8 protein-coding genes and 4 pseudogenes are annotated in these 13544 nt (G+C 73.0%); 3 read left to right on the top strand and 9 right to left on the bottom strand.

Annotated elements, in window-relative coordinates:
* Positions 1-36: 36 nt before the first annotated feature.
* Complete coding sequence (locus tag CCZ36_RS02470; RefSeq protein ID WP_069738633.1) at positions 37-1011, top strand: alpha/beta hydrolase; 975 nt, start codon at positions 37-39, stop codon at positions 1009-1011.
* A 359-nt stretch (positions 1012-1370) separates the two neighbouring features.
* Positions 1371-2204, top strand: a complete 834-nt coding sequence (locus CCZ36_RS02460; RefSeq protein WP_069738634.1) for a PIG-L family deacetylase — start codon at positions 1371-1373, stop codon at positions 2202-2204.
* 44 nt (positions 2205-2248) lie between these two features.
* On the opposite strand, the pseudogene CCZ36_RS02455 reads toward CCZ36_RS02460, so the two are convergent.
* Together CCZ36_RS02455 and katG are read right to left on the bottom strand one after the other, a co-directional pair.
* Positions 2249-2958, bottom strand: a pseudogene (locus CCZ36_RS02455) (oxygenase MpaB family protein).
* A 489-nt stretch (positions 2959-3447) separates the two neighbouring features.
* Positions 3448-5703, bottom strand: coding sequence for a catalase/peroxidase HPI (katG, locus tag CCZ36_RS02450; RefSeq protein WP_128816943.1), 2256 nt, complete (start codon positions 5701-5703; stop codon positions 3448-3450).
* A gap of 390 nt (positions 5704-6093) precedes the next feature.
* On the opposite strand from katG, the gene CCZ36_RS02445 reads away from it, so the two are divergent.
* Positions 6094-6504 (top strand): Fur family transcriptional regulator, encoded by a 411-nt coding sequence (locus CCZ36_RS02445; RefSeq protein ID WP_069738637.1) that lies wholly within the window; start codon positions 6094-6096, stop codon positions 6502-6504.
* A 37-nt stretch (positions 6505-6541) separates the two neighbouring features.
* Here CCZ36_RS02445 and CCZ36_RS02440 read toward each other — a convergent pair whose 3' ends face one another.
* The 7 genes and pseudogenes from CCZ36_RS02440 to CCZ36_RS02410 form a co-directional block, all read right to left on the bottom strand.
* Positions 6542-7438 carry a sucrase ferredoxin gene (locus tag CCZ36_RS02440; RefSeq protein ID WP_069738638.1) on the bottom strand — a complete coding sequence of 299 codons (897 nt, stop codon included), beginning with the start codon at positions 7436-7438 and terminating at the stop codon, positions 6542-6544.
* Positions 7435-8664 carry a cupin domain-containing protein gene (locus CCZ36_RS02435; RefSeq protein ID WP_128816942.1) on the bottom strand — a complete coding sequence of 410 codons (1230 nt, stop codon included), beginning with the start codon at positions 8662-8664 and terminating at the stop codon, positions 7435-7437. Before CCZ36_RS02435 ends, CCZ36_RS02440 begins: the two co-directional genes overlap by 4 nt.
* The gene (locus CCZ36_RS02430; RefSeq protein WP_107403818.1) at positions 8661-8960 is read right to left on the bottom strand and encodes a BatC protein; all 300 of its coding nucleotides are present in this window, start codon (positions 8958-8960) and stop codon (positions 8661-8663) included. The genes CCZ36_RS02435 and CCZ36_RS02430 overlap by 4 nt, the downstream gene beginning before the upstream one ends.
* Positions 8961-9117: 157 nt before the next feature.
* Positions 9118-10056 (bottom strand): SAM-dependent methyltransferase, encoded by a 939-nt coding sequence (locus CCZ36_RS02425; protein ID WP_069738641.1) that lies wholly within the window; start codon positions 10054-10056, stop codon positions 9118-9120.
* 69 nt (positions 10057-10125) lie between these two features.
* Positions 10126-11213 (bottom strand): annotated as a pseudogene (locus tag CCZ36_RS02420) (NAD(P)-dependent alcohol dehydrogenase).
* Positions 11210-12618: pseudogene (locus tag CCZ36_RS02415) on the bottom strand (aldehyde dehydrogenase family protein). The pseudogenes CCZ36_RS02420 and CCZ36_RS02415 overlap by 4 nt, the downstream one beginning before the upstream one ends.
* Positions 12619-12626: 8 nt before the next feature.
* A pseudogene (locus CCZ36_RS02410) lies at positions 12627-13380 on the bottom strand ((5-formylfuran-3-yl)methyl phosphate synthase).
* Positions 13381-13544: the final 164 nt, after the last annotated feature.

Genomic DNA, 13544 nt, shown 5'->3' with positions numbered 1-13544 from the left:
ACCGGGCACGCCGCGTGCCCATGACAGGGAGTCGACATGACCGAGCTACCCCCTCCGATCACCCCCTACCTGGAACCGGCGGCGAAGGAGCTGTGCGAGGCCACGGACCCGCACCCGCGGATCTACGAGGTCCCCCCGGAGGAGGGCCGCGACATCCTGCTCGGCCTGCAGAGCGACGCCGGCGTGCCCCGCCCGGACGTCGACGAGGAGTGGGTCGACGTGGACGCGGGCCAGTGGGGCACCGTCCGCACCCGGATCATCCGGCCCAAGGGGGCCACCGGGCCGCTGCCGGTGGTGTTCTACATCCACGGCGCCGGCTGGGTCTTCGGCGACGACCGGACCCACGACCGCCTGTTCCGTGAACTCGCCGTCGGCGCCGGGGCGGCCGGGGTCTTCCCCGTCTACGACCGGGCGCCCGAGGCCAAGTACCCCACCCAGGTCGAGCAGAACTACGCCGTGGGCCAGTGGGTCCTGGAACACGGCGCGGAGCACGGACTGGACACCTCGCGGATCGCGGTCACCGGCGAGTCGGTAGGTGGCTGCATGTCGGCGGTGTTCGCGCTGATGAACAAGGAGCGCGGGGGCATCGACCTCAAGGCCCAGGTCCTGCTGTACCCGGTCACCGACGCCGACTTCAACACCCCCTCCTACCTCCAGTTCGCCGAAGGCTACTACCTCACCCGCGACGGCATGAAGTGGTTCTGGGACGCCTACATCGGCAACCCCGCCCACCGCGCCGAGGTGTACGCCGCGCCCCTGAAGGCCACCCTGGACCAGCTTCGGGGCCTGCCGACCACGCTGGTCATCACCGACGAGGCCGACGTCCTGCGCGACGAGGGCGAGAAGTACGCCAACCGGCTGCGCGAGGCCGGCGTGGACGTGACCTCCGTCCGCGTGGCGGGCATGGTCCACGACTTCCTCCTCCTGGACAGCCTGCGCGACACCCGCGCGGCCAACGTCGCCCGAAAGCTCGCCGTCGACGCCCTCAGGAAGGCCCTGCACGACGACTGAGGGCGTCCTGTCGTCGGACCCGGCCACCCCTCGCTGAGCCCCGCGGGTCGAGCCGCCCGCGTGGATCCGCAGAGAGCCGGGTGCCGGCCCGGTCGTCAGCAGCCCTGCGAGCGTTGCGACGGGGCAGGCGAGTACGCCGTGGACGGCTGCGGGCACGGCCGGGCCGACGCCGCCGAGCACGCTGATCGCCGCACGAAATGCCCCCGTGGCCAGGAGGGAACCGAAGTCGGGGCCGAGCTCGGGAACAGCGGGCCCGGCGGGCACGGTTGCACGGACCGAGGGGCCGAGCCTCAGAAGTGCGGCATGCTCGCCGCGCGAGCTCGGAGCACCCCGACCCGACTCCGTGGAAGGACCTCTTCATGACCGATCGGCCCTTGACCCTCATGGCCGTGCACGCCCACCCCGACGACGAGGCCACGGGAACCGGAGGAGTGCTCGCCCGGTATGCGGCGGAAGGCATCCGCACGGTTCTCGTGACCTGTACCGACGGCGGTTGCGGAGACGGGCCGGGAGGCGTCAAGCCCGGCGACCCCGGGCACGATCCGGTGGCCGTCGCCGCGATGCGCGGCCAGGAACTCAAGGCGAGCTGTGAGGTTCTTGGGGTGAGCGATCTGGAGACGCTGGACTACGCGGACTCCGGGATGATCGGCTGGCCGAGCAACGACGCGCCCGGATCCTTCTGGCAGACCCCCGTGGAGGAGGGCGCCGCCCGGCTCGCGGAGCTCATGCGGCGTTACCGGCCCGATGTGGTCGTCACCTACGACGAGAACGGCTTCTACGGGCACCCCGACCACATCCAGGCACACCGCATCACGATGGCGGCGCTGGAGATGACCGAGCTGACACCGAAGGTCTACTGGACGACGATGCCCCGCTCGGCGATGCGCCGGTTCGGGGAGATCATGCGTGAGTTCCAGGAGGACATGCCGGAGCCGGACCCGGCCGAGGAAGCCGCGATGGCCGAGATCGGCCTCCCCGACGACGAGATCACCACCTGGGTGGACACCACCGCGTTCAGCGGCCAGAAGTTCGACGCGCTGGCCGCGCACGCCAGTCAGGGCGAGAACATCTTCTTCCTGAGGATGGGCAAGGAGAGGTTCGGCGAACTGATGGGCATGGAGACCTTCGTGCGGGTCAAGGACGCCACCGGCGCGGCCTTGCCCGAGAAGGACCTCTTCGCCGGACTCCGCTGACCCGCCGTCCGCCGGGCCCGTACGGCGACGGGCGTGCGGCCCCGTCAGCCCTGCCGAGCCCCTGCCAGCCGCCCCCGGGCCGCCGCCTGGATCTGGGAGGGGCCGAGTCCCCACTCCAGGGTGCGTCCGACGGCCGTCGCCAGCGGCCTGTCCCAGCAGACGCGGACCGGGGCCGGGCGGCGGATGGAGAGTTCGGTGCGGGCCCAGTCGGGAAGGAGCCCGGTCGAGGCGTTGGTGAGCAGGCGGACGACCAGCCGCTCCCGCGGCGTGCGCCCGAAGGCGCGGAGGAACCGCACCGAGTCCAGCGCGGCCGGGGTGGCACGGAGTCGGGGGCGCATACGGGTCAGGTAGCTCTCCACCTCGGACGCGGTACGCGGCACCTTCCGCGCGCCCAACTCCTCGGCCACCGGGGCGGCCTGGCGGTAGTAGGTGTCGCACTCGGCGCGGGTGAGCCGCTGCGGCCGGGGAGCGTAGGCCTGGTGACCGGCGAGGAAGCTGCGTACCTCGGCGGTGTGCACCCAGGTGAGCAGGTCGGGATCGTCCGCGCGGTACGGCCTCCCGTCGGGGGCCGTACCCCGCACCCGGGTGTGGATGCGCCGGACGAGACCGATCACCTCGCGGGCGGCGGGCGAGGAGCCGAAGGTGGTCGTGGTGATGAACCGTACGGTCCCGTTCAGCCGCCCGACCGGATCGGCGCGGAAGTCCGAGTGCTGGTCGACCCGGCCATGGCCAGCGGATGCAGCGACTGGAGCATGAGGGCGGCGAACCCGCCGGTCAGCATCCCGGTGGCCTGCCCGTGCACCCGCCACAGCGGGTCCGCCGGGGTGATCCCGAACAGCCCCGGATCGCCGGGTGGAGCCGCGTACCGCTCCAGTTCGAGGTTCCCGCCGTGCAGGGCAGCGGTGAGTTCCGCCGCGATCCGGTCCCGCAGTCCCACCAGCGCCTCCCGGCTCCCGGCCCCTGGCCCTCGGCTTCCGCTCCCGTGTGCTTCGACCGAGGGTATCGAGCCGCTGCAGCCACGGGCCCGGCTGTCTTGGTGTCACGGCGACCGACTCCGCCGCCGAACGTCCGGATCCGGGCCCCGACGCCGCCCTTGTCCCACGATGTCTCCACGCCGTCACGGGGAAGAACACGCGTTCCCGCCGCCACCCGCCGGAACCGACGGTGGGGCCGGTGCGCGTACACGCACCGGCCCCACCCGGGAGCATCCCGGCCGCGCCTGAAGCAGAGGCGGCGGGGGCTGTCAGACCAGGTCGTAGCGGTCCAGGTCCATGACCTTGGCCCAGGCGGCGACGAAGTCCTTCACGAACTTCCGCCGCGCGTCGTCGCTCGCGTAGACCTCGGCGAGGGCACGCAGCTCGGAGTTGGAGCCGAAGACCAGGTCGGCGCGGGTGCCGGTCCACCTGACCTTGCCCGACGCGTCGCGCGCCTCGAACTCGTCCTGCGTCGACGACGTCGACTTCCAGGTGATGCCCAGGTCGAGCAGGTTCACGAAGAAGTCGTTGGTCAGCGTGCCCGGGCGGTCGGTGAGAACGCCGTGCTTCGAGCCGCCGGTGTTGGCGCCCAGCACCCGCAGACCGCCGACCAGAACGGTCGTCTCCGGGGCGCTCAGCGTCAGCAGGTTCGCCCGGTCCAGGAGCAGGTACTCGGCGGGCAGCCGGGCCGCCTTGCCGACGTAGTTGCGGAAGCCGTCGTACGCGGGCTCCAGCGCGGCGAAGGACTCGACGTCCGTCTGCTCCTGCGTGGCGTCGACCCGGCCCGGGGTGAACGGGACCTCCACCTCGACACCGGCGTCCTTGGCCGCCTGCTCGACCGCCGCGCTGCCCGCGAGGACGATCAGGTCGGCCAGCGAGACCTGCTTGCCGCCCTTGGCGTTGAAGGACTCCTGGATCCCCTCCAGCGCGCGCAGCACCTGCGCCAGCTCGTCCGGGTCGTTCGCCTCCCAGCCGCGCTGCGGCTCCAGACGGACCCGGGCTCCGTTGGCGCCGCCCCGCTTGTCGCTGCCGCGGAAGGACGCGGCCGAGGCCCAGGCGGCCGAGACCAGCTGCGACACGGTGAGGTCCGTGCCCAGCACCTGCTCCTTGAGCGCGGCGATGTCCGCGGCGTCCAGCACCTCACCGGTGCGCGCGGGCAGCGGGTCCTGCCACAGCAGCACCTCGGAGGGCACCTCGGGACCCAGGTAGCGCTGGATCGGGCCCATGTCGCGGTGCGTCAGCTTGTACCAGGCGCGGGCGAAGGCGTCCGCGAACTCCTCGGGGTTCTCGTGGAAGCGGCGCGAGATCTGCTCGTACGCCGGGTCGAAGCGCAGCGACAGGTCGGTGGTGAGCATCTGCGGCTTCTGCTTCTTCGACGCGTCGTGCGCGTGCGGGATGGTCGCCTCCGCGTCCTTGGCGACCCACTGCTTCGCACCGGCCGGGGACTCGGTCAGCTCGTACTCGTAGGCGAAGAGGTTGTGGAAGAACTCGTTGCCCCACTTCGTCGGGGTGCTGGTCCAGGTCACCTCCAGACCGCTGGTGATGGCGTCCCCGCCCTTGCCCGACTTGTACGAGCTGCGCCAGCCGAGGCCCTGCTCCTCCAGCGGGGCGCCCTCGGGGTCCGCGCCGACGTTCTCGGCCGGGCCCGCGCCGTGCGTCTTGCCGAAGGTGTGGCCACCGGCGATGAGGGCGACGGTCTCCTCGTCGTTCATCGCCATCCGGCGGAAGGTCTCGCGGATGTCACGGGCGGCGGCGATCGGGTCCGGGTTGCCGTTGGGACCCTCGGGGTTGACGTAGATCAGACCCATCTGGACCGCGCCGAGCGGGTTCTCCAGCTCACGGTCGCCGGTGTAGCGCTCGTCGTCGAGCCAGGTGGTCTCCGGGCCCCAGTAGACGTCCTCCTCCGACTCCCAGACGTCCTCGCGGCCACCGGCGAAGCCGAAGGTCTTCAGGCCCATGGTCTCCAGGGCGACGTTGCCCGTGAGGATCAGCAGGTCGGCCCAGGACAGGGCCTGGCCGTACTTCTTCTTCACCGGCCACAGCAGTCGGCGGGCCTTGTCCAGGTTGCCGTTGTCGGGCCAGCTGTTCAGCGGGGCGAACCGCTGCTGCCCGGCGCCCGCGCCACCGCGCCCGTCGCTGATGCGGTACGTGCCGGCGCTGTGCCAGGCCATCCGGACCATCAGGGGCCCGTAGTTGCCGAAGTCGGCCGGCCACCAGTCCTGCGAGGTGGTGAGCACCTCGGCGATGTCCCGCTTCACCGCGGGCAGGTCCAGCGCCTCGAACGCGGCCGCGTAGTCGAACTCCTCGCCCAGCGGGTTCGCCACGGCGGGGTTCTTGGCGAGGATCTTCAGGTTGAGGCGGTCCGGCCACCACTGGCGGTTCCCGCCGCCCTGCGTGGGGTGCGGCGCGCGGCCGTGGGCCACGGGGCATCCGCCCGCCTGCGCCTCGGGCTTCTCGGGGACGGCCGTCTCGGGCGAATCCGGGACGACGGGGTCGTAGACGTGCGACTCGTTGTTCTCGGTCATGGGTGATCCTTCCGGCCCCGGAGGGTCGTAGAGGCGCTGAACGGGGGGAGGAGGATTCGGGCCGTGCAGAAGGGGCACGTTGAGGTCGGGTCCCGCCGCGAGTCGCCCGAGCGCCTCGCGGACCACCGCACCCGGTGATGCCGGGCGGTGCGAAGACGACGGCGCTGGGCCGACGGGCGGCACTGCGCGGTCGACCGGTGGTGTCCCGTCGCGTGTCTCTGCTGCCGTACCGGAGTCTTCCTGTCTCTTGGATGTCGCCGGGATCGATCCTACGATGGACTTCGTCCAAGTCAAGAAGTTGGCTAAAACCATAATGATGCGGGCGTGGTGTCGGGCGCGTTCTTCGCGCGCGCCGCCCGCCCCTCTCACGAGCGGAGCAGGTGAAACGAGATGAGCGACCTCCTTCGACGGCTGCGGGGCCGTGGCTGGCGCATGACCTCCCAGCGGCGTGTCGTCGCGGAGGTCCTCGACGGCGACCACGTACACCTGACGGCCGACGAGGTGCATCTCCGGGCCGCCGCGCGCCTGCCCGAGATCTCCCGCGCGACCGTCTACAACACGCTGGGCGAGCTGGTCGCGCTCGGCGAGGTGGTGGAGGTCTCCACCGTGGGCCGTGCCAAGCGCTACGACCCCAACGCGCGCAACCCCCACCAGCACCTGGTCTGCTCCGGCTGCGGCACGGTCCGCGACGTCCACCCGGGCGGCAACGCCCTCGGCGATCTGCCCGAGGAGGAGCGGTTCGGGTTCGCGGTCGGCTCGGTGGAGATCACCTACCGCGGGTTGTGCCCGGGGTGCGCCTGACAGCGGCGGGCCCCACCCCCGCCGGGCGGGGAGTCCGTCAGAGGCCGCGGATCGACGTCACGTCATGGACGACCGCTGAGCTGTTCGCCGGTCCGCGGCAGGTCAGTTGGCGGGCCGGTGTGTGCCGGGACCGAACCTCGACGTCGAGCAGCCTCGCGTGCGGTCCCCGGCCGCTGACGCGGACGCGCCAGCCGTCGTCGGCGGGGTCCGTCGCGGTGACCGCGTAGTCGTGCCTGCCCGCCGGTCCGAAGCGCCGGAGCACCGCGGCCACCGCCGCCTGCTGCGGCGGGCGGAGGGTGGTGTAGCCCCGCAGGTGGTCGGCGCGGATGCGGTCGGCGAGGTGGTCCTCCACCACGGTGACCGCCGAGTGAGGGTTCAGATTGCCGTAGTAGACGCCGTCGGGTACGACGACGACGTTGGCGGCGAAGCGGTCACCGCCCACGTGCGAGCACTCCCACACCAGGTCGGGCCAGCGCGTGCTGAGGGCCCGGCCCACGGGCCGGCCGCGCACCGCGCAACAGGTGTCGTGCAGGCCGTGCGCGCAGACGAGGACCACGGGGGCGAGGCCCGGCTCCCCCGGTGAGTCGAGGGCGGTCACGATCTGCGCCAGGTCCCGGTCGCGGTGCCAGCTGCCCCACCGTTGACGCAGCGCGCCGAAGCCGTCGTGGTGCAGCACCGCCCACCGGCCGCTCCCCTCCGGGCGGCGGCGTCCGTGCCGCCTGACGAGGAGAATCCGGGCCCGGCTCGCCCGGGCCGCGGCGAACACGAGGGTCTTGGTCTCCGGATCGAGGTCGAGGCCGTCGAAACCGTTGGCGGGCCAGGCGCGCCGGTACTCGATGAGGACCCAGACGGAGCCGAAGGGGGCCGTGCCGGCGATGGCGTCGTCACGGGCCCTGGCCGCGTCGGCGCAGAAGAACCGGTCCGGCGGGGTCACCGGTCCGCGGGCACCAGCACGCCCGCCCGCAGCAGCCGCCCGGCGAGCGCGAGGCCGAGGTCGCCGGCGGTGCGCACCCGGCCTTCGAGCAGCCGGGCCACGGGTACGAGATCGGGTGCCGGGAAGTCGAGGTGCCCGACGCGGGTGTGCAGGCGTGTTCCCTCCAGCCTGGGCTCCAGCGCCTTGCGCAGCCGTACGGGTGAGGTCGTCGCGAGGCCGCTCAGCGCCGCGAGCTGGGACACCGGCCCCAGAGGTGCCGGGCGGGCCTGCGACCGGCGGGCGCGGTGGAAGAGCGGAGCCGGGTCGGCCTCGGCCACGGCGGCCAGCAGGCGCTCACGGATCACGTCCAGGACGCCGTCCGTGGCGTGTGCACCACTCGGTTCGTTCGGCTCCGCCAGCGGCAGCGACCGGCGCATGGACGGATCGTCCCCCAGTGCCGCGAGGGCGGCCCGGGTCAGCTGCTCGGCCAGGGCGTAGCGGGTCCAGGCGTGGACCCCCAGCGTCAGATGGATCGAGACCCGCCCTTGGGCCTGCGCCGCGTGCAGCCAGCCACGCGGCAGGTACAGCACATCGCCGGGGCGGAGCATCGTGTCGAGGTGGGGCGTGCCGTGCGTGACCCGGTCGGCGACGGCCGCACGGTGGTCGGTCCACGGCTGATCGCGCAAGGGATCCGGCAGCACGGGCTCGTGGACCACCCACCGCTTCGCGCCCTCGATCTGGAGGACGAACACGTCGTGGACGTCGTAGTGCGCGTCGAACCCGCGGTTCTGTGGCGGGGTGACGTAGGCGTTCGCCTGTACGGGGTGACCCAGCTCCGTACTCAGTTCCGAAACCAGGTCCGCCACCGGCTCCCAGGTGCGGTGCAGCGCCTGAAGGACGAGCGTGGCGCCGTCGGCGAACGCACGCCACAGGGCCGTGTCGTCGAGCTGGTCGGCTACGGTCGCCCCGACCCCTGCGGGCGCGGTGAAGGACGAGGAGGGCTGGGTGGCACCGTCCTTGGCGACCCGGAGGAACGGCGTACGCAGCCCGCGGCGGGAGATCAGCTCGTCCACGGCGGACGGGGAGAAGACGTCGGAGAAGTCGCTCGCCTCCCGCGTCAGCGACGCTGTCCGTGCCCAGACGTCACGGGCGAATTCCTCCCGGCTGAGCCCGGTCAGACGGGATTCCAGAATCCCGGCGCCTTCCCGCGCGCCGGGATCCTGGAGCTCGGTGCGGGACACGCTCAAGAGCCGCTGCCGGCCCCGCCGTCCGCGCCCCCGTCGGCCCCGCCGTCGTGGACGCCCGGCGTACCGGCCGCTCCGCCGTCCGCCGGCCCTTCCGCCCCGCTGTCGGCGCCCCCGTCCGCGCCCCCGTCCGCTCCGCCATCGGCGCCGCCGTCGTGGACGCCGGGGGTACCGGCCGCTCCGCCGTCCGCAGGGCCTTCCGCTCCGCCGTCCGCTCCGCCGTCGTGGACGCCGGGCGTACCCGCCGCTCCGCCGTCCGCAGGTCCCTCGGCTCCGCTCGCGTCGTGCTCGGTCATCATTCCTCCTGGGATCACACCATGGGGACGATGGTTTTCCGCTGTCCGGAAACCCGGTCGCCGGGACGTTGATCTGCGCCGAAATGGCCAGTAATCACCGTATCCCTATGGCTGGAAAACATCGATTCGAGCGCGGGTGACGTCGTCCGAATGCCGGAAATCAGGCCCCGCTTCCGCCATCCGCGGGGTGCGGCTTGTCCGCGAAGACCCACCGGTTGCCCGCCAGCGCGTCGTTCGGCTCGGGCAGGGGGCCACGTCCGTGCAGACGGGTGAAATCGAAGGGGGTGTGGACCGCGGTGGACCAGCCCCGGTCGGCCAGACGGCCCGCCGAGTCGGGGCGGGGAGCCAGGTCGAACAGATCCAGCAGGTCGATGCCGATCTGGTCCCTGGTAGCCGTGTACAGCGGGCTGTCGCGGTACTCCAGCAGATCCTTCTCCAGCTTGACCTCGAAGGCGAGCGCGCTTCCCCCGGTGCTCAGCCCCGCCACCGTGTCGATGAGGTAGGTCTCGGCGGCCGGCGGCAGGTAGAACAACAGCCCCTCGACCAACCAGACGCTCGGTGCGGCCGGGTCGAAGCCGACGCGGGGCAGGGCGTCGGCCCAGTCGGCGCGGAGATCCATGGCAACCGGTACGCGGGCCGCCCTCGGGGTGGCCGAAAGGCCGCCGAGGACCCGGTGCTTGAAGGCCAGCACCTCCTTCCGGTCGATCTCGAAGACCACGCAGCCGGGAGGCCAGTCGAGCCGGAACGCCCGCGTGTCCAGCCCCGCCCCGACCAGGACCACTTGGCGGGCGCCCCCGACCCGTACCGACCGGAGGAGGAAGTCGTCGAGGACGCGGGTCCGCAGCCCGAAGTACCGGGCGAATCGGCCCCACAGCGGGTTCGCGTCCCCGTCCGGGACCTGACGCGGGTGGACCGGCCAGTCGGCGGACGCGGGGGCCGCCCGTACGAAGTGCTCGGCGTAGACGTCCCGGGCCAGGCTGTCGGGGCGGTGGGTCTCGAGCGCCCGCGCCGCCGCGACCAGGAGAGCGGTCACACCGACCCCTCCTGCCACGCCCTCCACACCGGTGCCATCGGTGCTCCGATGAGCTGTGTCGACCATGTGTACTCCTTTGATACGCATCGAAAGCGGGCAACGCGAGGTACGCGTGGTACGCGGACATCCGCGGGGTTACGGAATCAGCACCGGCTTGACCACGCGCCCCGTCTCGCAGTCGGCCTCGGCCTCGTTGATGTCGGTGAGCGGGTACGTGCGGATCAGCTGGTCGAAGGGGAACCGCCCGGCCTGCCACAGCCCGGTCAGCCGGGGGATCATCAGGGCCGGGACCGCGTCCCCCTCGCAGATGTGGGAGATTCTCCGGCCCCGGTCCAGGCTCCCCGGCGCCAGCGGGAGATCCGCACGCAGCCGGGCCACCAGGCCGAGGTGGCCCCTCGGGCGCAGCGACCGGAGCGCGTCGTTGATCAGCGGGGCGGAGCCCGTGGTGTCGAGGGCGTACCGCGCGCCGCCGTCGGTCAGCCGCCGGACACGGTCCGGCAGATCGCCCGATGCGGCGTGCAGCGCGGTCGCGTTCAGCTTCTCTGCGAGGGCCAGCCGCTCCGGGTGCCGGTCGATCGCCACGGCGACGGCCCCGGCGGCGGTGGCCGCCATGACCGCCGCCAGGCCCACCGCCCCGGCGCCGAAGACCGCGACGGTGTCGCCCGGGCCCGCGCCGAAGGAGTTGAGGACCGCCCCGGCGCCCGTGAGGAAGCCGCAGCCGAGCGGCCCGAGCAGTTCGAGGGGGAGCGAGGGGGCGACCCGTACGGCGTTGCGGGCCGGGACCATCGCGTACGCGGCGAACGAGGACTGGCCGAACCACCGGGGAGCCAGCGCGCCCCCGCCGCATCGGTGAACCGGGCGGCGTGCTCGGAGCGTCCCCCGAAGAGGTTGAGCGCGGCGAAATCGTCGCAGTAGGCGGGGGCCGCGCCGAGACAACTGCGGCAGTGTCCGCAGGAGTCGAAGCTGAGCACGACGTGGTCGCCGGGGCTCAGCCCGGTGGCCGGGCCGCCCGCCTCGACCACCACACCGGCCCCCTCGTGGCCGAGCACCGCGGGCAGCGGGGAGCGGCCCGCCGAGCGCCGGACGGCGAGATCGGTCCGGCACATGCCGCACCCCGCGATACGGATCAGCACCTCGCCGTCCCCCGGACCCGCGTTCAGCATCACCTCCTCGACGGCGAACGGGTCCTCGTAGGAACGCAGCACCGCGGCGTCGAACCTCATGGCCGGTCCTCCCGGGGGCGGTGCACGACAAAGGGGCTGAGATTGCCGTACAGCCCCCACGGCCCGCCCGCGACGCCGACGCCGCTCTCCTTGACCCCGGCGAAGGGCTGGGCGAGGGAGAGTTCGGCGTGGTGGTTGACCCACGCCGTCCCGCACTCCAGCCGGCCGGCCACCGCCTCGGCCCGGTCCAGATCCGTTCCCCACACCGAGCCGCCGAGCCCGAAGCGGGTGGCGTTGGCCGCGTCGACGGCCTCGTCGACGCACCCGTACGGCAGCACCGGCAGGACCGGGCCGAACTGCTCCTCCGTCACCACCGGGCTGCCGGGCGGGACATCCGTCAGGACGGTCGGGGCGTGGAAGTAGCCCGGCCTGTCCAGCCGGTGGCCCCCGGCCGCGGCTCGGGCCCCGTCCGCGAGAGCCCTCGCCGTGTACCGCTCCACCCGGGCCAGCTGGGCGGCGTTGTTGAGCGGCCCCAGCTCCGTACCCGGGTCGAGGCCGGCCCCGACGACCACCGCCTTCGCCCGTGCCGCAAGGGCCTCCACCACCCGGTCGTGGAGCCGGGCGGGGGCGTAGACGCGTTTGACCGCCATGCAGACCTGGCCGCAGTTGCGGAACGCCGCCCAGAACAGCCGGTCCGCGATCCGCTCCACGTCCACGTCGTCCAGCAGGATCGCGGCGTCATTGCCCCCCAGCTCCAGGGTGACCCGGGCCAGTCCGGACGCCGCGCCCGCCAGGACGGACCGCCCGGTGGGGCCGAACCCGTGAACGTCACATGGCGGATCCCCGGGTGGGAGGCGAGGAGCGCCCCGAGGGGCTCGCGGCCGGTGATCACCGTCAGCACGCCCTCGGGCAGGGCGGCGGAGAGGACGGACCCCAGCAGCCGGGTGGCCAGCGGCGTGAAGGGGGAGGGCTTGAGCACCACCGTGTTGCCCGCGGCGAGCGCGGGAGCGAACTTCGCCGAGGCGAGCTGGAGCGGGAAGTTCCACGGGACGATGGCGGCGACGGGACCGAGCGACCGCCAGCGGATCTCGCTGTGCACGGCCCGGCCGTCCGCGATGGTCCGGGTCTCGGGGACCGACGCGGCGAACCACCGCAGGCGGGCCGCCGTGCGGGCGATCTCCGCGTACGACTCGGCCAGGGGCTTGCCCTGCTCGCGGGTGAGCAGGGGAGCGAGCCGGTCCGCGGCCGCCTCCACGGCGTCGGCGGAGGCGAGCAGTGCGGCGGCCCGGGCGGCGGGGTCGGTCCGCCAGCTCCGCCAGGCCTCGTGAGCCCGGCGGACCACCAGGTCCAGCTCCTGGGCCCGCTGGTCGGGAGCCTCGTCGAAGGCCTCGCCCGACGCCGGGTCGAGCACGGTGAGGCGCTCGCCGGAGGACGCCGGGTCCGGGGCGAGCTGATACGGCGCCACGCCGGCGGTCAGCTCGCGGCCGGGGTCGCCGCGTGTTCCCGGGCGTGCCGGTCCATCTCCGCCCGGAACTCGGCCACCAGCCGCGGCTGGATCCGCCCCGCATTGCGGTCGCCGCCTTCGCAGACCGCGCCGCGTACGCCGACGATGTCCGTCCCGATCCGGGTCAGCAGGGCGAGATCCTCCCGCTTCACGCTGCCCGCGAGCGCGGCGAGCAGCCCGGCGTCGTGGGCCAGCCGGACGAAACTCCCCGCAGGCTTCCGGCGGCACATGGTCGAAGAGCCGGGTCCCGTCCTTGATCGCGGTGTCGAGCATCGCCGCGTCGGAGCCGGAGCGGCGGGCGATGTCGGGCAGCGCGAGCGGGCTCACACAGCCGATCCGGTGGGCGTCGGCATAGCCCGAGGCGACCACGAACGCGTCCGGCCGGAAGTCCTTGACGGCCCGGACCACTCCGCGCATCACCTCGATGGCCTGGTCGGGCGTCGTGCACCCGTAGAGGCCGACCTTGATGTACGTGGCTCCGGAGACCGCCGCGCCGAGCGCCGCCTGCGCCACCGTACCGGGCTTGTACGGGACGTCCCCGACCGTCGCCGACACCGGCTTGTCCGCCGGGACCGCCCCGCGGATCTCCCGGATGACCCAGGGGAAGTTCGCGCCGAGCGAGCCCTCGTCGGGCTTCTTCACATCGACGATGTCGAGATGGTCCGCCGCCTTCGCGCACGCGAGGGCCTCCTCGACGCCGTCCGGGGAGATGAGCAGCAGCAACGTGGACTCCTTACACCGCTGACACCCCCTGAGGGTGCCCTTGCCGATCAGGTCCGGCTCATCCTCGCCGCGCCACCCGACCCCCGGCAGGGCGCGAGGGATGGCGAACGGAGCACTGCTCCGACGCCCTCACGCCCCCTGCAACGCGCCGTCCACCTCAGTCT

The organism is Streptomyces sp. S063, assembly GCF_002832675.1.
Classification (GTDB): domain Bacteria; phylum Actinomycetota; class Actinomycetes; order Streptomycetales; family Streptomycetaceae; genus Streptomyces; species Streptomyces sindenensis.
Note: the sequence above shows the minus strand (reverse complement) of the source record. Positions and strands in the feature narration are given on the sequence as shown.

Bases quoted from the DNA above. Each gene is read 5' to 3' on its own strand.
- CCZ36_RS02430 (WP_107403818.1), bottom strand. From the start codon at position 8,960: ATGATGACCGAGCACGACGCGAGCGGAGCCGAGGGACCTGCGGACGGC.
- CCZ36_RS02425 (WP_069738641.1), bottom strand. From the start codon at position 10,056: ATGGTCGACACAGCTCATCGGAGCACCGATGGCACCGGTGTGGAGGGC.
- CCZ36_RS02445 (WP_069738637.1), top strand. From the start codon at position 6,094: ATGAGCGACCTCCTTCGACGGCTGCGGGGCCGTGGCTGGCGCATGACC.
- katG (WP_128816943.1), bottom strand. From the start codon at position 5,703: ATGACCGAGAACAACGAGTCGCACGTCTACGACCCCGTCGTCCCGGAT.
- CCZ36_RS02470 (WP_069738633.1), top strand. From the start codon at position 37: ATGACCGAGCTACCCCCTCCGATCACCCCCTACCTGGAACCGGCGGCG.
- CCZ36_RS02460 (WP_069738634.1), top strand. From the start codon at position 1,371: ATGACCGATCGGCCCTTGACCCTCATGGCCGTGCACGCCCACCCCGAC.